This is a genomic window from Leclercia sp. TB492, assembly GCF_049974505.2.
Classification (GTDB): Bacteria; Pseudomonadota; Gammaproteobacteria; order Enterobacterales; family Enterobacteriaceae; genus Enterobacter; species Enterobacter adecarboxylatus_C.
Genome location: NZ_CM127572.1, coordinates 1,575,043 through 1,592,852, shown reverse-complemented (window position 1 = coordinate 1,592,852; position 17,810 = coordinate 1,575,043). Strand labels below are relative to the sequence as shown.

At 57.2% G+C, this 17,810-nt stretch carries 14 protein-coding genes; 3 read left to right on the top strand and 11 right to left on the bottom strand.

Annotation, left to right across the window (positions count from 1 at the left end; all coding sequences use genetic code 11):
- The first annotated feature begins 482 nt into the window (after positions 1-482).
- Positions 483-1,565 (top strand): porin, encoded by a 1,083-nt coding sequence (locus ACP4QI_RS07360; protein ID WP_426494965.1) that lies wholly within the window; start codon positions 483-485, stop codon positions 1,563-1,565.
- 184 nt (positions 1,566-1,749) lie between these two features.
- Complete coding sequence (locus tag ACP4QI_RS07355; RefSeq protein WP_156263346.1) at positions 1,750-2,940, top strand: amino acid aminotransferase; 1,191 nt, start codon at positions 1,750-1,752, stop codon at positions 2,938-2,940.
- A gap of 116 nt (positions 2,941-3,056) precedes the next feature.
- Here ACP4QI_RS07355 and ACP4QI_RS07350 read toward each other — a convergent pair whose 3' ends face one another.
- The 7 genes from ACP4QI_RS07350 to cmoM form a co-directional block, all read right to left on the bottom strand.
- Positions 3,057-3,704 (bottom strand): MBL fold metallo-hydrolase, encoded by a 648-nt coding sequence (locus ACP4QI_RS07350; RefSeq protein WP_142488931.1) that lies wholly within the window; start codon positions 3,702-3,704, stop codon positions 3,057-3,059.
- Between the two features lie 19 nt (positions 3,705-3,723).
- On the bottom strand, positions 3,724-4,272 hold the full coding sequence (locus tag ACP4QI_RS07345; protein WP_142488930.1) for a YcbK family protein: 549 nt from the start codon (positions 4,270-4,272) through the stop codon (positions 3,724-3,726).
- 177 nt (positions 4,273-4,449) lie between these two features.
- On the bottom strand, positions 4,450-6,273 hold the full coding sequence (ldtD, locus tag ACP4QI_RS07340) for a L,D-transpeptidase (RefSeq protein WP_307763848.1): 1,824 nt from the start codon (positions 6,271-6,273) through the stop codon (positions 4,450-4,452).
- 183 nt (positions 6,274-6,456) lie between these two features.
- Positions 6,457-10,905: a chromosome partition protein MukB gene (gene mukB, locus ACP4QI_RS07335; RefSeq protein WP_285131206.1), complete on the bottom strand. Its 4,449-nt coding sequence runs from the start codon at positions 10,903-10,905 to the stop codon at positions 6,457-6,459.
- The gene (gene mukE, locus ACP4QI_RS07330) at positions 10,905-11,609 is read right to left on the bottom strand and encodes a chromosome partition protein MukE (RefSeq protein WP_142488927.1); all 705 of its coding nucleotides are present in this window, start codon (positions 11,607-11,609) and stop codon (positions 10,905-10,907) included. The genes mukB and mukE overlap by 1 nt, the downstream gene beginning before the upstream one ends.
- Positions 11,590-12,912: a chromosome partition protein MukF gene (gene mukF / locus ACP4QI_RS07325; protein WP_142488926.1), complete on the bottom strand. Its 1,323-nt coding sequence runs from the start codon at positions 12,910-12,912 to the stop codon at positions 11,590-11,592. The genes mukE and mukF overlap by 20 nt, the downstream gene beginning before the upstream one ends.
- Positions 12,909-13,694, bottom strand: a complete 786-nt coding sequence (gene cmoM / locus ACP4QI_RS07320; RefSeq protein ID WP_426494966.1) for a tRNA uridine 5-oxyacetic acid(34) methyltransferase CmoM — start codon at positions 13,692-13,694, stop codon at positions 12,909-12,911. The genes mukF and cmoM overlap by 4 nt, the downstream gene beginning before the upstream one ends.
- Before the next feature lie 124 nt (positions 13,695-13,818).
- Between cmoM and elyC the strand changes: the two genes are divergently transcribed.
- Complete coding sequence (gene elyC / locus ACP4QI_RS07315; RefSeq protein WP_285110723.1) at positions 13,819-14,598, top strand: envelope biogenesis factor ElyC; 780 nt, start codon at positions 13,819-13,821, stop codon at positions 14,596-14,598.
- On the opposite strand, the gene ACP4QI_RS07310 is transcribed toward elyC, so the two are convergent.
- The 4 genes from ACP4QI_RS07310 to ACP4QI_RS07295 form a co-directional block, all read right to left on the bottom strand.
- Positions 14,575-15,468: a YcbJ family phosphotransferase gene (locus ACP4QI_RS07310; RefSeq protein ID WP_142488923.1), complete on the bottom strand. Its 894-nt coding sequence runs from the start codon at positions 15,466-15,468 to the stop codon at positions 14,575-14,577. The genes elyC and ACP4QI_RS07310 overlap by 24 nt on opposite strands.
- A gap of 130 nt (positions 15,469-15,598) precedes the next feature.
- A complete protein-coding gene (kdsB, locus tag ACP4QI_RS07305) occupies positions 15,599-16,345 on the bottom strand; it encodes a 3-deoxy-manno-octulosonate cytidylyltransferase (RefSeq protein ID WP_426494967.1) in 747 nt (248 codons plus the stop codon).
- Positions 16,342-16,524, bottom strand: a complete 183-nt coding sequence (gene ycaR / locus ACP4QI_RS07300) for a protein YcaR (RefSeq protein WP_039029479.1) — start codon at positions 16,522-16,524, stop codon at positions 16,342-16,344. The genes kdsB and ycaR overlap by 4 nt, the downstream gene beginning before the upstream one ends.
- Positions 16,525-16,569: 45 nt before the next feature.
- Entirely contained in the window at positions 16,570-17,799 is a 1,230-nt protein-coding gene (locus ACP4QI_RS07295) for a winged helix-turn-helix domain-containing protein (protein ID WP_426494968.1), read from the bottom strand.
- Between the last annotated feature and the right edge of the window lie 11 nt (positions 17,800-17,810).

The following is a 17,810-nucleotide window of genomic DNA, read 5'->3' as shown; positions in this document are numbered from 1 at the left end:
TATTTCTATGAAATATTTTTGCACACAAAATAAACCATAGTCTTATTGCGCCTAATACGCTTCTTAAGCTTTAGCACAATTTTCAACCAAAAAACTGGCTATCCAGAAGTCCATTTACAGAAATAAGAAAAACAGTGTGCAAATGGTTCGCAGCATAAAAAAAGTCGTTAGATAAAATTATGATAAGTAATTCATATAGATAGAAAAGAGAAAGGTTTAATTTTCGCCACTCAACTCTGAAGTTTGAGATAGTTCACAAAGTTCCTTAAAATACATGTTTTGTTACACATATTTTCTTTTTGTAACTGTATCTTGATGTTTGTAGCACTTTCAGGGTGGCGAAACGGTAATTTGAATGGAAAGATGCCTGTCAGACACATAAAGACACCAAACTCTCATCAATAGTTCCGGAAATATTTATTGACGAAATTTATTGGCGGCAGTGGCGAGTGTCATAAAAAAACAAATGAGGGTAATAAATAATGATGAAGCGCAATATCCTGGCAGTGGTTATCCCTGCTCTGCTGGTAGCCGGTGCAGCTAACGCTGCTGAGATCTATAACAAAAACGCCAACAAACTGGATCTGTACGGCAAAGTTGTTGGTAAACACATCTGGGATAAATCTGGCGGCGACAACAACAGCGCTGACGACTCTTATGCTCGTATTGGCTTCAAGGGCGAAACTCAGGTAAATGACCAACTGGCTGGTTACGGTCAGTGGGAATACAACCTGAACGCAAGCAAAGCTGAAGGTTCTCAGGACACCAGAACCCGTCTGGCCTTCGCAGGTCTGAAAGCGGGCGACTACGGCTCATTCGACTACGGCCGTAACTATGGCGTGTTCTATGATGCGCTGGCATCTACCGATATGCTGGTTGAATACGGCGGCGACACCCTGTGCCAGACCGACAACTTCATGACCTGCCGTACCACTGGCGTTGCGACCTATCGTAACTCCAACTTCTTCGGCCTGGTTGATGGCCTGTCTCTGGGTCTGCAATACCAGGGCAAAAACGTTAACGGTCACGGCGTTGAGCGCCAGAACGGCGACGGCAACAGCTACTCTTTAGGCTATGACTTCCTGGATGGCTTCAACGTCACCGCGGCATACACCAACTCTGACCGTACTAACGGTCAAGAAGCTGATGGCCAGGGTTCTCGCGCTGAAGGTTGGGCAACATCTGCTAAGTATGATGCCAACAACCTGTACGCTGCGGTTATGTACGGCGAATCAAACAACATGACTCGTGAAAACGATGATACGTTCGCCAACAAAACCCAGAACTTCGAAGCTGTGGTTCAGTACCAGTTCGATTTCGGCCTGCGTCCATCCGTGGGTTACGTTCAGTCCAAAGGTAAAGACCTGGCTGCACGTGGCACCTTCAACGGTGGCGATGCTGACCTGGTGAAATACGTAGAAGTGGGCTCATGGTACTACTTCAACAAGAACATGAACGTGTACGGTGCATACCGTTTCAACCTGCTGGATAACAACAACTACACCCGTAGCGTTGATCTGGCAACAGACGACACCTACGTTCTGGGTCTGGTATACCAGTTCTAATCAGTACACCACTTTGTTATATGTCTAAAAAACAGGGCTTCGGCCCTGTTTTTTTATGCCCGAAAGCTAAAAATGGCGACTTTTGAAAAGCCGCACGCTTTTTGTAGCAAACGGTTGGCATTTTGTAGAACTATCGTTAACCTGATAGCGGATTTCACTTCCGTAACCACAATGGAACTTCGTCATGTTTGAGAACATTACCGCCGCCCCTGCCGACCCGATTCTGGGCCTGGCCGATCTGTTTCGTGCCGATGACCGCCCTGGAAAAATCAACCTGGGTATTGGTGTCTATAAAGATGAGACCGGCAAGACCCCGGTACTGACCAGCGTTAAAAAAGCTGAGCAGTATCTGCTGGAAAACGAAAATACCAAAAACTACCTCGGCATCGACGGCATCCCGGAATTTGGTCGTTGCACTCAGGAGCTGCTGTTCGGCAAAGGCAACGCGATTATCAGCGATAAACGTGCCCGCACCGCACAGACCCCTGGCGGTACCGGTGCCCTGCGCGTGGCGGCGGATTTCCTCGCCAAAAATACCAGCGTAAAAACCGTCTGGGTGAGCAACCCAAGCTGGCCGAACCATAAGAGCGTCTTCAACTCTGCAGGTCTGGAAGTGCGTGAATACGCTTACTACGACGCGGCTAATCACGCTCTCGACTTTGACGGTCTGCTGGCAAGCCTGAGCGAAGCGCAGGCGGGCGATGTGGTCCTGTTCCACGGCTGCTGCCATAACCCAACCGGCATCGATCCGACGCTGGAACAGTGGGAACAGCTGGCGAAACTGTCCGTCGAAAAAGGCTGGCTGCCGCTGTTTGACTTCGCCTACCAGGGCTTTGCCCGTGGTCTGGAAGAAGATGCTGAAGGCCTGCGTGCGTTCGCTGCACTGCATAAAGAGCTGATTGTTGCCAGCTCCTACTCCAAGAACTTCGGTCTGTACAATGAGCGCGTAGGCGCCTGTACGCTGGTGGCTGCCGACGAGCAGACCGTCGATCGTGCGTTCAGCCAGATGAAATCCGTTATTCGTGCTAACTACTCCAACCCACCGGCTCACGGTGCGTCTGTAGTGGCAACCATTCTCAGCAACGATGCGCTGCGCGCCATCTGGGAACAGGAACTGAACGACATGCGTCAGCGTATTCAGCGCATGCGCCTGCTGTTCGTGAACACCCTGGCGGAAAAAGGCGCAGATCGCGACTTTAGCTTCATCATCAAGCAGAACGGCATGTTCTCATTCAGCGGCCTGACCAAAGAGCAGGTTCTACGTCTGCGTGAAGAGTTTGGCGTGTACGCGGTGGCTTCCGGTCGTGTTAACGTGGCGGGTATGACGCCGGATAACATGGCGCCGCTGTGCGAAGCGATTGTGGCTGTGCTGTAAAAAAACTGTCGGGTGGCGCTTGCGCTTACCCGACCTACAAAGCCTCGTAGGCCCGCGCAAGCGTAGCGCCGCCGGGCAAAAAAAAGCCTGCTTAAAGCAGGCTTTTTTATTGTTCGTTACCAGACAGGCATTTCATCCTGCAGGAACGGGTTGTGCAGCCGCTCGTAGCCCAGCGTCGACATTGGGCCGTGGCCGGAGATAAAGGTCACATCATCCCCCAGCGGCAATAACTTCTCTTTAATCGATCGAATCAGCTGACCATGATCGCCACGCGGGAAATCACTGCGCCCTACTCCGCCTTTAAAGATCACGTCGCCGGAAATCAGCAAGCGGGACTGGTCATCAAAGAAGACAATGTGGCCTGGCGTATGGCCCGGGCAATGCAACACCTGTAAGGTCACATTGCCGACGCTGACGGTTTCACCTTCGTTCAGCCAGCGATCCGGCGTCAGCGGCAGACACTCATCCAGACCAAACATGCGGCTTTGTGCCGGCAATCCCTGCAGCCAGAACTCGTCTTCTTTTTCCGGACCCACGATCGGCACACCGTAGTGTTGCGCCAGCTCGGCCGCAGCCCCCACGTGATCGAGATGACCGTGGGTGAGTAAAATCTGCATTAAGGTCACGCCAGCGGCGGCGACTTCCTGTTTGATCTTCTCTGCATCACCACCCGGGTCGACCAGGGCGGCCAGTTTGGTTTGTTCGCACCAGATAATCGAACAGTTCTGGGAGAACGCGGTGACCGGAATAATACGATAGTTCATACTGCTCCTGATTTCGTTATTACCAGTGCCGCAGTGGCCCGGTATCAATATGCACAAAGTTGCTACGTGGGTAATATCCTACACCACCTGCGCGCATAGATAACGCAGCTTTGCGAACATTGGCTAACGAAACGCCTTCAATATGAAAATCCATCGCTTGCCCTTTGGTGTGATAACTTTTTTTAGCAACCCCACGGCTGCGGGCGCGTAATTCGTTATTGGTATCAAGGGAGCGGTAACCAGAGATAAGCTGGACCGGTTTACGGGTTCCCAGCAGGCCCTGCAGGCGGTAAAGCTGATCGAATAATCCTGGATCGATGGCTTTAATCTTATTTGCGCGGAAATCACGGAAAAAATGATTAAGCTTTGCTAATTCATCCTGAATATAGCCCCGGCCATCAAAAAACTCGGCTTTTATTGACTCACCTGTATGCAGGTTATTAAGCGTCAAAATGCGTGGTCGAGGGGTAGAGAGCGTGGCAAATGATGGCGTCGGTAAGATGGCAGCGCCCAGCGCAATGCCCCCTAACGCCAGCAACTTACGGCGATTAGCGTCGAATTTATCCATGGTAATCAGGTCTACAGGTCAGTGTTATCGTATAAATGCAATACAGCGCACGAAGGGCACATTACCGGGCAAACCTGTCAGCGTCAAGGCAGCAAAACCAGGAAATACGGGGCTTGCAGCCGCAAGCCCCGTTTCTTTTCCTGACTCAGGCTACCAGAATTTTCCGAACTTCTTCATTTACCTGATCAATTGCTCGGCCCTGGCAATAATTTGTGTGTTGGACCGGGCGATCTCATCATAATTGTAAATATCTGTACGATACTGGGTCCGGCCGTCCTTACCCACGAATGCGGTCAGATAGTACAGATTAACCGGAATATTTTGGCGGATATTCACATAACGCGTGTCGCCCTGCTTCAGCGCGTCGGAGATTCGTGTGTCGTTCCAGCCTGCATCCTGTAACAGCATGTTAGCCAGTTCTGACGCCTTGTTTACACGCACGCAGCCGGAGCTGAGCGCACGAGCATCTTTCTGGAACAGGTTGTGGTTAGGCGTATCGTGCAGATAGATAGCGTCCGAACTCGGCATATTGAATTTATAACGCCCCAGAGAGTTATGCGCCCCGGGAGCCTGCTGGAAACGGAACGGCAGATTCGCTGGCGTAATGGTCGCCCAGTCTACCCGCCACGGATCGATAGCCTCTTTACTGTTCCAGCCCCGCAGGACGGTATAGTTGTGGCGCTCAAGATATCCCGGGTCATCCCACAGTTTCGGCAGAATGTCTTTGCGCGCCAGAGTCGGCGGCACGTTCCACGGCGGGTTGACCACCACGTTATTTAGCGCGCTGCTCATCATCGGCGTTTTGCGATCCGGACGACCGACAATCACTCTTGATGCCAGCACTTCATTGCCGTTCTGATAATAGACCAGCGAAAAGGCCGGGATATTCACCATAATGCCGGTGGAGAGCGTTCCCGGCAGCAGGCGCAGACGCTGGATATTCAGCGCCAGCACGCCGGCACGCTGGGCAGGGGTGAGATTCAGCGCGTCACGCGTTGCCGGGCCGATCACGCCATCCGCGCCCAGCCCCTGTGTGGTCTGGAAGGCTTTGACCGCCTCAACAAGGCTACGGTCATAGGAGGCCGGCTTGCTGGAGACGGGCTTCGTTTTCTTCTCAACCGGCGGGGCTGACGGGCTGACAACCACGCTTTGCGGATCGTCACCCGGCAGGGCAATTTTCGGCCCACCGTCAATCACGCCGGAGCGTTTCAGGATTTCGCGCAGGGCCGGAACGTCGCTGCTCCACTGCCCCGGACTCAGTTTGGCGGTTCCCTGCAGCTGTGGCCAGGGTTGCGTATCGGCCACCAGCTGCAGCAGCGACTGGTGCATCACCGCATACTGCGGATGCGTCGGTGCAAGTCCGGCAATAAAATTCGGTACCGTCCCGTTATCCAGCGCCAGCTGCCACTGGTTGATGACCGACAGCGGCGGCGTCGCCATCTTGTACGGTTTGGTGCTGTAGAGCCAGCGGTTACCGTTGACCGGGATCCCCGCCACAAACTGCAGATAGCCCATCATCGCATCCGACAGGACCACGTCCCGCGCCATACCGGTTATCGCAGGCTGGGTCAGCAGTTCCACCCAGGCGGTAAACTGCGGCTGGAAACCGGCGATAGCGACTTCAGCAAGCTGTTGCTGGAACGCCCGCACGGCATCGCGATCGTCCCACATGGGTTTCATGTCGCGTGCGGCATACAGCAGCGTAAGCTGATTGAGATAGACCGGGGAGTAACCCGCCGGCAGAGCTGATAGTAGCTGCTCGCGGCGTTGTTCCGCTGTGACATCGGCAGGCAGCGGTCGGATACCGGCCATAATGGCGGTGGCTGGCGATTGTTCCAGCGGTTGTGACAGCGACGTAGGCTGCGCGCCCATGGTGGCGGAGCTGTCGACAGGAACCAGTTCGGGCTCATCGGCCCGGGCAGAAAACAGTGGAGCCACTACTACCGTCAGGCACAAACTTAGCGCCGACAGCTGACGACCATACATTTTATTCAGCAACATCCCTTGCCCCCTGTTTGCTTTACGTCGCGCCCTCATCACCGGGGCTTCATTTCATTATAGGAAGACAGACCGGCACCAGCCTTGCCTTATGTAAAGAAGTTTAAAGTTAACGCAGCCGCCAGTACAAGCTCAAGGAATAAAAAAAGGCGGCCCGGGGGCCGCCATGGTTCACTTTCAGATTCATCAGGAGGCGTCAGCCGTCCCCGGGAGAGATTCAGGCGGCTGCGGGGCAAAGCCGCGCAGGCCGACAACGTGAACGTGCTCGCTGTTCTGGTAGACCTTACGCACCAGTTTATAGGTGGTGCCTTTCTCCGGACTGATGTTCTCCGGCGCCGCGATAATCAGCTGCATATCCAGACGGTCGCACAGCTCAAACAGCGTGGCGATCGAACGGGCATCCAGACGCGCCGCTTCATCGAGGAACAGCAGGCGGCATGGAGAGATATCCTTGCCGCGCAGACGCCGGGATTCATCCTCCCAGCTCTGCACCACCATCACCAGAATCGACATCCCGGTACCGATCGCTTCCCCGGTTGACAGGGCGCCGGATTCCGCACGCAGCCAGCCGTCGGAACCACGGTTAACTTCCACTTCCATCTCCAGATAGTTGCGGTAGTCCAGCAGCTCCTCACCGATGGTTTGCGGCGTGCGCTGGCCCATGTCGATCTGCGGGTTCAGACGCTGATACAGCTTCGCCAGCGCTTCGGAGAAGGTCAGGCGGTTGCTGTTGAACAGATCCTGATGCTGCTCGTGCTGCTCAGCCAGTACGTCCAGCAGCGTGGCGTGGGCTTCACGCACGTTGACGTTCAGTCGTACGCTGTTAACCTGGCCGAACGACACGCTTTGCAGGCCCTGGTTCAGCTGACGAATACGGTTCTGCTCGCGCTGAATCGTCTTGCGGATAATATTCGCCACGCTGCGGGAGCTGATTGCCAGCTTCTGCTCGCGGGAAGTCAGCTCTTCCGTCAGACGGCCCAGCTCGATCTCCATCTGTTCGATGGCTTCGACCGGATCGTCGGTACGGATGATATCCTGGCGGATACGCTCGCGCAGGTGCTGATAGACCGCCACAAAGAACTGAATTTTGCGCTCAGGGCGTTTCGGATCTTCCGACATGCGCAGGACATCGCGCAGGTGCTCGTTATCCGCCACCGCCAGACGCAGCGCGCCGAGCGCCTTATCCGACATAGAGCGCAGCTCATCTCCGGAAAGATAGGCCAGCTCGCGGCGGTGCAGACGACGTTCAACCCCGTTGTCTTTCACCATTCGCATCACGGCACACCAGCCCGCTTTGGCGGTAACCACCTGCTCGCGCTTCTCGTGGTAGTCGCGTTCCAGCTTGCGCAGACGACGGGTCAGGTTATCCATCTCCGCTTCGCAGAAGGTCAGCGCTTTTTCCAGCTGGTTGCGGCGCGCGCGGTTGTTGCTGAGCTGGGCATGCAGTTCGTCGCGACGAATACGCGCCCGCTCCTCTGCGCCGCTATCGGCACGTACGCCGATATCCTGCAGCTCTTTGTGCAGGTCGGTCAGCAGCTCTTTCTTGGTATCAAACGAGCTTTTCAGCGACGCCAGCACCTGGCTGTACTGGCTCAGCTGCGCGGCATGGCTACGCATCGCTTCACGGGCGCGGGTACGTTCCGCTTCTGCCTGCTCCAGACGCTGACGCAGTTTCTCGTTCAGATCGCTGTTGCCGTTCAACATTTCCGCCGAGTCGGAGTAGCTGAAGTGCGCCCGACGCTGGGCCACTTCGGTCAGAGCAAAGGCCTGCTGACGGGCTTCGCGCTGAACCTGTTGCGACCAGGCATAATCTTCTTTCAGCTGTTCGAACTGCTCCGGGTCGCTCTGCAGGACGGAGAGCATCGGTTCCAGCTTCGCCAGCTGATTGCCGTACTGCTGCACGAAGCGCGCGGCTTCCTGTGCTTCGTCGAGACGCTCCTGGATCTCATCCACCCGATCGGCAAGGGTGTCATCCGCCAGCAGGTTGAGGCGCGGCAGAATACGGTTCAGGGCAGCGACACCCTCTTTGGCCTGCTCGAACTGGACGCGGCTCTGCTGGTTGTCGTTCTCGTGGGCGGACAGCGCGCGTTCAAGCTCGGTACGACGCGTGGTGAACTTGCGGATCTCCGCTTCCGGATCGGCTTCAAATGCGACGGCCAGATGGCTACCGATAAAGCGGCTGAACGCCTGGTGCAGACGCTGGGTTTTCTGCACATCGAAAGAGAGCGTGGCAAAGCGTTCGGAGAGCGCCTCGCGCTCGGTGTGCAGACTTTCAATGCGGCTTTCACGCGCGGCACGGCCAAACAGCGGCAGCGACGGGAAGCGCGAATAACGCCACTGGCGGTCGGCGATTTTCACTACCACCGCTTTTTCCAGCTCGTCGACGCCAAAGACGCTGTCATCGAACGACTGCGGATCCCCTTCGATCAGATAGAGATCTTCCGGGCAATCTTCCAGCCCTTCGAGCTGGTCAGCAATCAGGGAGAGATCCGGCACCACGATAGCGTGGCGGGACGGGCCATACAGCGCCGAGTAGTACGGTGCATCTTCGAGGCTGACGTCGTCGTAGATTTCGGACAGCAGCACGCCGCCAAAACGTTCTGCCAGGGTGTTCAGGCGTGCATCTTCTGCCCCGCCCGGCTGGCTCAGGCGCTCAATTTCTTCGTCGACCGCGCGTTTGCGCGCGCCCACTTCATCACGCTCAACAATCGCTTCGCGTTCACGCTCCAGCAGCTGCTGGAGGTACTCCGTAACGTCCTGGCTGGATTCGAACTCCTCCCCACACTGCTCGCTGAGCTGGCTGAGGCTGCTCTGGGCTGCCAGCCAGATCGGCGCGCGCTGCATCAGCGTCTGAATACGCGACTGCAGCTGCTCCAGCTCCTGACGCAGCGCCATGCGTTGTTCGCTGGCGCTGGAGACGCTGTCAGACAGCGACGCGATGCGGGCTTCCAGCTCCTGATGCAGGGACTCGAGATCGTCAATATCGACCCGTTTTCCCTGACGCTTGCAGAATTCAGCCAGCAGACGTTCCGCCTCCTGCTGTTCGCGCAGGCGTTGCTCCAGCTCGTTCAGACGCATACGCAGCGGCTGAACCTGTTCCGCCTGATGACGCTGATTGACGCCGTCACGCAGCAGCTCGCGGGCCACTTCCCACGCCTCGCCGCGCGCCAGCGGGCCGTTAATAGCCGCCACCAGCTGGTAAGCCTGCTCAAACTGGCTGTGGGCGGTTTGCGCCACGCTCATCTTCTGGTCGAGGTTGAGCAGCTTCTCGGTCGCTTCCTGCTCTTTAGCCTGGAAGGTTTCCAGCCATTGATCGGCACTCTCCGGGGTCAGATCCGGTAAATGGCAGAGATCTTTCGCGCGCTGCAGGGCCTGCAACGCCTGGTTGTACTGAATGGCGCGGGTCTGCTGGACGTCCAGCGCCTGCTGATAGTCGGCAAGCTGGCTTTTCAGCTCATCCACTTCCAGTTCGGCGGCTTCGGCGCGGCCTTCGTTCTCTTCCTGCTTGTCGGCGGCTTCGGCCACCACTTCGTTCTGCTCTTCCAGACGAATTTGCAGTTCATCGAGATCTGCTTCGTAGCGCTCAATTTTTTCCTGCTGGCGCAGCGCGGTCTGCACCAGGTTCAGGTGATCGCTGGCGGCCTGGTAATCGGCCTCCAGATCCCCTTCCGCCCCATTATGCTCGGACAACTCACGCGCCATCTCGACGTGCTTGTACTGCTCGGACGCCAGCTGCTGACGCGAGGTAAAGAGTTCGCGGCGATACTCAAGAGCCTGATCCAGATGGATGCGGCGCTCGTTGGCGTGGCGCATATAGTCGGCGGCCACATAGTTGGTGGCTTCGCTGATCAGATGCTTAAACAGATCGCGATCCGACTGGGTGACACGAATCGCTTCCAGCGTCATGCGGTTTTCACGCAGCGCCGCTTCCATGTCCTGGAAGGCTTTGCGCACGCCGCTGTTCTCCGGCAACAGGTAGTCGCGCAGGGAGCGGGTAATGGCGCTGGAGATCCCGCCGTACAACGAGGCTTCAATCAGGCGATAGTACTTACTACGATCCGACGCCGAGCGCAGACGACGCGCGACCACGCCCAGATCGAACATCAGCGAGTGGTATTCGGTAATGGAGTTGAACTGCTTAAACTGCACGCCTTCGATGGCTTCCAGCTTGTCTTTCAGCTCCTGGAGCGTCAGCACGCGCGCCTGGCGCTCGTTGAGGGTTTCCGTTAACAGCGAGGTTGGCTGAACGGAGGTGGGCAGCCCCTGAATGGCGAACGGCTTGATGTCCACCTTACGGTCACGTCCGGCGACCTGTTGCAGACGCACACCAACGACCACGCGCTGGTGACGGGAGTTGATCACGTCCAGCACGGAGTAACAGACACCCGCCTTCAGCTTACCGTGCAGACCCTTATCGCGGGAGCCGCTGGTCGCACCGGCTTCGGTGGTGTTACGGAAGTGCAGCAGCGTCAGATCCGGGATCAGGGCGGTGACGAACGCCGCCATGGTAGTGGATTTCCCGGCCCCGTTCCCGCCCGAGAGCGTGGTCACCAGCTCATCGAGATCAAAGGTGCGGGCAAAGAAACCGTTCCAGTTAATCAGCGTCAGTGAGCGAAATTTACCGCGTTCAATCATTACTCTTCCTCCCCGCTATCCGGCTGATTGTCTTCATGCTCATCATTGAGCTGCAGATGGTTTTCCACCGGCATCGCTTCGCCATCGCGGATCATGCGCAGCTGCGCTTCACGGGCGTCATCGCCCACGCGCACGTCGGCGCCGAAGCGGAATACCGATTCCGTGATGCGGAATTTACTGCTGTCATGCCCCATAAACCACACCATGCCCAGACGACGCAGGCGGTTCAGGGAGGAGCGCACTTTTTCCTGTAACTTCTGACGGTCCACGTCGGAACCGGTAGAGCGGTTGTTCACCAGCTTCAGCAGTTTGCCTTCGTCCGCCAGCGTCAGCAGCTCGTCATAGAGCTCCTGCTGGGTGAAGATGCCTTCGTTAGCCAGACGCTCCGGGCTGAGATAGAGGTAGCAGAGGATCTTGCCGACCATCATATCCAGTTCGGACAGCACCGAGCGCGGAATAAGCGTGGTGGAGCGCGGGCGCAGGTAGAAGAAACCTTCCGGGGCGCGGATCAGCTCCACGTTATAGCGGGCGTAAAACTCTTCCAGGTACTCCTGAAAATCCATCAAAAAGGCGTGATTATCCAGCTCGTCGAGACCAATGTGACGACCGGCACGCAGCTGGCTGTCCAGCGCCGGAAAGATCGGATTTGCCAGCGCCTGGGCCAGCTTAACTGGCATCACGTGTTCAATATTTGTCAATGACATGCGCCTGTACCTTGGCTCCGTAATCGTTAATCGGCTGCCACTTCGGCGGCAGGCCGGTGAAATCTGCTTGCGCGACGCCCAGGCGTACCGCCTGATCGACCACGATGCGGGCAATATCGAAATGGCGCGCACGTGGGTATTGCGCGAGGTAGTCGCGCACCACCAGGCCGAGATCGAGTGGTGTGTTTTTGGCTTTGAAGATCGCCAGCTGCTCCTCGATCATCGCCGCAAGCTGTTCCCGTATTTCGTTAAATTCTTCATATTCCAGGTCTGCCGGCAGTTCGCCGGTCACCTCTTCGTCACGCAGGCTCATCTCTTCGTCACGCATATCGAGCAGACGGTCGGCACTGGCGTAGGTCAGCGCCCATGGCGCATCGAAGTAGGTCTGGACCGACTGGCGCAGGCGCTGGGCAAAGACGCGGTTTTTATCCATATCGATGGCGGTACGGATAAATTTATGCACGTGGCGGTCATAGCCGATCCACAGGTCGATTGCCTGCTGGCCCCAGCTGATAATGCGGTCGAGTTTGCTTTGCAGATCGAAAACCAGACGATCGACAAAATGCAGGTTGTCATGGGCCAGCGTCGCATCCTGAATGCGCAGCAGGTTAGCCTGCAGCTTGTCACCCGCGGCTTCGAGCGTATCCTGCAGTTCACGCAGGGTGCCGGAGGTCTCTGACAGCAGCATTTCGCAGCTGGAAATCGCCGCCCGCCAGTCTTTGTTCAGCAGTTGGGCGATATCGTCTTTGACCAGCTGCTGCTGCTCATCCATGATGCGCTGGGTCAGATCGATGCTGTCGAAAATCTCGGCCACCGAATATTTCAGCGGCGCGTAGACGTTGCGGTGCCAGTGGAACTCGTCGCCGTTCTCGTCAGCGGCATCGGCCGCACGCTTCAGTTCGCCCGCCACAATAGAGAGCTGCATAGAGAGGCGCAGGGTCGAGAATTCGCGCTGGCGAATGTAGTAGTCGGTGATACCAATGCCCAGCGGCGTCAGGCGATAGATGGCATTCCCTTCCGCCAGCTCGCTGGTAAAGCGGTTCAGCAGACGTTGACGCACCATATCGTTAATCGCGTTATTGGCACGCACATTAATGGTTTCGCTGGTTTGCTCAAACGCATCACTGACATGGCGGAACGCATCCACCAGTTCGCCCTCGCTCATTTCTCCATCCATCCGTTCGCTGTTCAGCGTAGCCACCGCCAGCAGAAAAGAGAGTCTGTCTACCGGCAGCGAGAGGGAGAAATCGTTTTTTCGGGCCCAGGCAACCAGTTCGGGGACTGTCTGGGAAAATTCACTCATAAGTTATCCTTGCTCTGCGGCTTGTGCGCGGTGACGTGTATGTAACGGCCAAGGCTGACCCAGGGTTCCTGGCGACAGTACCGCGTCTCTAATTCTGTCAGGGCGTCAAAGCACTCATGCTGCTTTTGTTTATCACGCAGATAATCGTGAAACACCCTGATGCCGGTTTTCCCGGCGATCTGCCAGCCCATCGCTTCCAGCCAGCCATAGACCTGCTGCGGATCGCGCGGAAAGTCCGGTGAAAGCGTGCGCCGTTTCTTTTTGTACATGCCCTGCTGCACGTAGCCGAAATTGCCCACCAGCACGTTACGCATTAGCAGGCCGTTGGCGTTGTAGAACATCAGCGACAGCGCACCGCCGGGGCAGAGTATCGACCACAGCGTCTGCAACAGCGCCTGGGGATCGGCCACCCACTCCAGCACCGCATGAGACAATATCAGATCAACCGGGCTTTCCAAATGTTGAGCGATGTCCTGAGCGGCGCAATGTATAAATTGCATGTTATCGCTCACACCTTTCTGTGCCGCGGCGCTTTCGGCACGGGCGATCATCTCTGCCGACAGGTCGCACAGGATGACATGGTGGCCGCGCTCGGCCATTTTTATCGCCGTCTGACCTTCACCGCCGCCAGCGTCGAGAACGCGCAATTTTTTCGAGCCAAAGCGGGCGAGCAGGATGTCCAGATCCTGCCAGAGGATCGTTTGACGCAGCTGGCCCTTGGTCGTGCCATAAATATTGCGGGCAAACTTTTCCGCGATGTCATCAAAATTGCGATCCCGCATTGGGAGAGCTCCACCCGCTAACAACAAAACCGCTATTTTGTCACAGCCGGGCGGAGAATGAACCTCTCTGGTGTAATATCGCTGACAATCCTCAGCTGTATGGTCAAAAAAGGAGCCAGAAAGGATGCTTTTTACCCTAAAAAAATATATTGGCGGCATGATGCTTCCCCTCCCTCTTCTTCTGCTGTGTATCGCGCTGGGCCTGGGGTTGTTGTGGTTCAGCCGCTTCCAGAAAACCGGCAAAATTTTTGTGACGGCAGGCTGGCTGGTGCTGCTGCTGCTGAGCCTGCAGCCGGTGGCTGACGGGCTGTTACGTCCGGTGGAAAATAAGTACCCCACCTGGCAGGGAAATCAGAAGGTTGCGTACATTGTGGTGCTGGGTGGCGGCTATACCTGGGATCCGGACTGGGCGCCCAGCTCGAATCTCATCAACAACAGCCTGCCGCGACTCAATGAAGGGATGCGTCTGTGGCTGGCCAATCCCGGTTCGAAGATGATCTTCACCGGCGCGGCGGCGCAAAGCAATCCGGTGAGCACGGCAGAAGCAGGTGCACGCGTGGCCCAGTCGCTGGGGGTGCCGCGCGAGGCCATTATCACCCTCGATAGCCCAAAAGATACCGAAGAGGAAGCCGCAGCGGTGAAGCAGGCGATCGGCGATGCCCCGTTCCTGCTGGTGACCTCCGCCTCACATCTGCCGCGGGCGATGATCTTCTTTGAACGCGAGGGTCTGCACCCGCTACCTGCCCCGGCCAACCAGCTGGCGATTAGCGCTCCGCTCAACCCCTGGGAACGGATTATTCCGTCCCCGGTCTGGCTGATGCACAGCGATCGTGTTGGCTACGAGACGCTGGGGCGCGTCTGGCAATGGCTGAAAGGCCTGTCAGGCGAGCCACGGGAGGAGTGATTTCGACGCCAGATCGACGTTAGCGCGGTTAAAGCGACCGGTATTCACCAGCTGCGCCACTTCGTCCCACAACATATACAGCCAGCGCCGCCAGAGGAAGGACTCTGAGACCGGCGCCCGCTGCAGATAGTACCAGAGGAGATCCTCAGCGAGCCCGCTCTCGCTGAGCCGAAACAGTTCGTACTCCCGCGGGGCCCATAGCATCACCCCTGGCCCAACCATCGCCAGCAGCTGATCGCTGCGCGGATCCTTGAGCATACTGCGCAGGGTAAAGTTGCCGTGGATGAGCACGCTGTTGTCGTTGAAGCCTTCAAACAGGGCGGGCAGACATTCACGGGTCCGAAACAGGATCCGTTTGTCCTGCATGGTCAGGCCGGTGTTGTGATACTGATTCAGCGTTCCCCACAGGACCTCGACCCGCTGGCGATACCAGAGCGGCCAGAGGTTCTCCTGAGTGCTGTCCACCGCACCGACTAATCCTCCACTATCCATCCGGTGCCAGGCCAGCAGCGCTTCAACAATCTGGTCTTTCAGCTGTTCCCAGCGTTCCGGCGTGCGGGCCGGTGCTTCAACCGGGACACCGCGCAGGCGCTCAAGCAGCAGGACGTCAGGGCCCGGATGCTCTTCGTGGGTCATTACGCCATATACGGTCGGCATTCTGACCGTACCGCTGCGTGCCAGCATGGAGATTTTCCACGCCAGCTGTCGGGCAACATCCGGTGAAGAGAAGCTTCGCGCCAGTAACGGCATGGGGTTTCCATGGCTGTCATATAACGACCACAGGGTGGTATCCGCCTTTTCATGCACGCATTCCAGGCGGCTCAGTTTTTCACCCAGCAGATGGCTGAGCTCAACACGCAGCTGTTCCATTTGATATTACCCCCATTAAGACTACTGCTTTTATAATGAGCGCGTGGCGGGCGGATGTCACTCTTGTGAGGCGATTCTGATGAAGAAATTCGGAAGAAAAGCATCCCCCCGGATGAGGGGATGACGGGGATTAACGAAGCTCGGCGCGAACGCGGGCGAGATCCTCTGGTGTATCAACGCCTGTACCAGGGACTTTCTGCGCGACGGCAACATGGATCTTCTCGCCGTACCACAGCACGCGCAGCTGCTCGAGCATCTCGATGTTCTCCAGCGGGCTCGGCTGCCAGGTTACGTAACGGCGAATGAAACCGGCGCGATAGCCATAAATGCCCAGATGACGCAGGATGTTGTCGCCAATCTCTTCGCGGGAGGCTGCAAAGCGATCGCGATCCCAGGGAATAGTTGCGCGGGAGAAATAGAGCGCGTAGCCTTCACCGTCCAGCACCACTTTCACGGCGTTGGGGTTAAACGCCTCTTCGGCGCTGTGCACCGGCACGGCCAGCGTCGCCATGCCCACCTGACGCTGGGCGAGGTTCTCTGCCACCTGGCGAATAATGACCGCCGGGATCATCGGCTCATCGCCCTGCACGTTGACAATCACCGTGTCGTCGCTGAAACCGCATTTCTCAACCACTTCCGCCAGACGCTCGGTACCGGACTGGTGATCGGCGCGGGTCATGCACACTTCGCCACCCGCCGCTTCAACCGCACGCGCCACGTCGTCGTGATCGGTGGCGACAATAATCCGTTCAGCGCCGGACTCGCGCGCACGCTCCAGCACGTGGACAATCATCGGCTTACCGTTGATGTCGACCAGCGGTTTACCCGGCAGACGCGTGGAGGCGAAGCGCGCCGGAATAATGACAACAAAACTCATGGTTTGCTCTCTTCTGCCGCCAGCGAACGGGCTTCGGTTTCCAGCAGGACGGGAATGCCGTCGCGCAGGGGGAAGGCAAGGCTGTCCAGTTTGCAGATTAACTCCTGCTTATCCTGGCTGTAGTAGAGTTTGCCGTTGCACACCGGGCAGGCAATAATTTCCAGTAAACGGTGATCCATAGTTCCTCCGTATCAATGATCGGTAAAGCTTACCATATTCCTTTTTCAGACCGCGTCTATTTCCCAGCCACTTCGACAGGCGGCAAAAAGTCCGTCGGGAAGATGGCCCAGCGCGATCCGTGTTGCCCCCTGCCAGCCCGCAAAATCGCTGATGGCGGCAGTGAGCCCCTTCTCCAGCGCGGCACTGACCCGGACGCCCTCTTCCAGATAAAGGGCGATAATTTGCAGCTCACCGGTTTTACGGTGCATTTTGGCATCCATCCGCCCGACCAGCTGTCCTTTGTGCAGCAGCGGCAGGACGAAATAGCCGTACTGGCGTTTCGGGGCTGGGGTATAACACTCCAGCCGGTAGCTGAAATTAAACAGCTGCTCGGCGCGCTTGCGATCCCAGACCACCGGATCAAACGGCGACAGGACGGCACTGTGGGTGGCGGTGAGTTTTCCCTCTTCGGCGAGAGGAAGCAGCGGCAGCAGATCGACATGCAGCCACATCTCTCCCAGAGACTCCACCTCGACGCGCACCACCTGCTGCTGCGCCTGCCAGCGTTCAAGCAGCGGAGCCAGCGCCGGCTGGCGCAGGCGATAATAATCGGCTAACCACCGGGGGCGAAAAATGCCTAAGCTACGGGCGCTGTTTTCCAGCATCACGGCTTCGGCCGCCGCCTGGGTCAGCATATCCCGGCTGTCATCCCACTCCGGCATCACCCGGTGGGTGAGATCGTAAACGCGCTGGAAATTACGCCTTTCGACCACCATCACTTTCCCGGCGGTAAACAGCCCCTCAAGATGGCGTTTGTGCGGCTTCCACTCCCACCATCCGCTGGCCCCTTTACGGGGGTGTTCAAAATCGGCGGAACGTACCGGACCCTTTTCATGGATATGGGCGATAAGCTGGTCAATCTCCTCCGCGTGCTCCTGCATCCAGGCCTGACGGTATTTCCAGCCCATGTTGTCGGGGGAGAGCATCCGGTAACGCACCAGGGCAAAATCGCTGCGCGGCAGGAAGCACGCCTCGTGCGCCCAGTACTCCATCAGCTCGCCCTGACGCAGGGCATTATCCAGCCATTCGGGCTGATAGTGACCGAGACGGCTGAACAGGACCAGATACGGGCTGCGGGCGACGATATTGATGGTGTCGATCTGCAGCAGCGACATGCGCTGGATGGTGGTAAGAATATCGGCGGGCTGCGCGCGGCGGCGGGGCTTTTTCAAAAGCCCCTGCGCGGCAAGATGAAGATGACGTGCGGCTGAAAGCGTGAGTTGCGGTAAAGCCATGCCATGTCCTG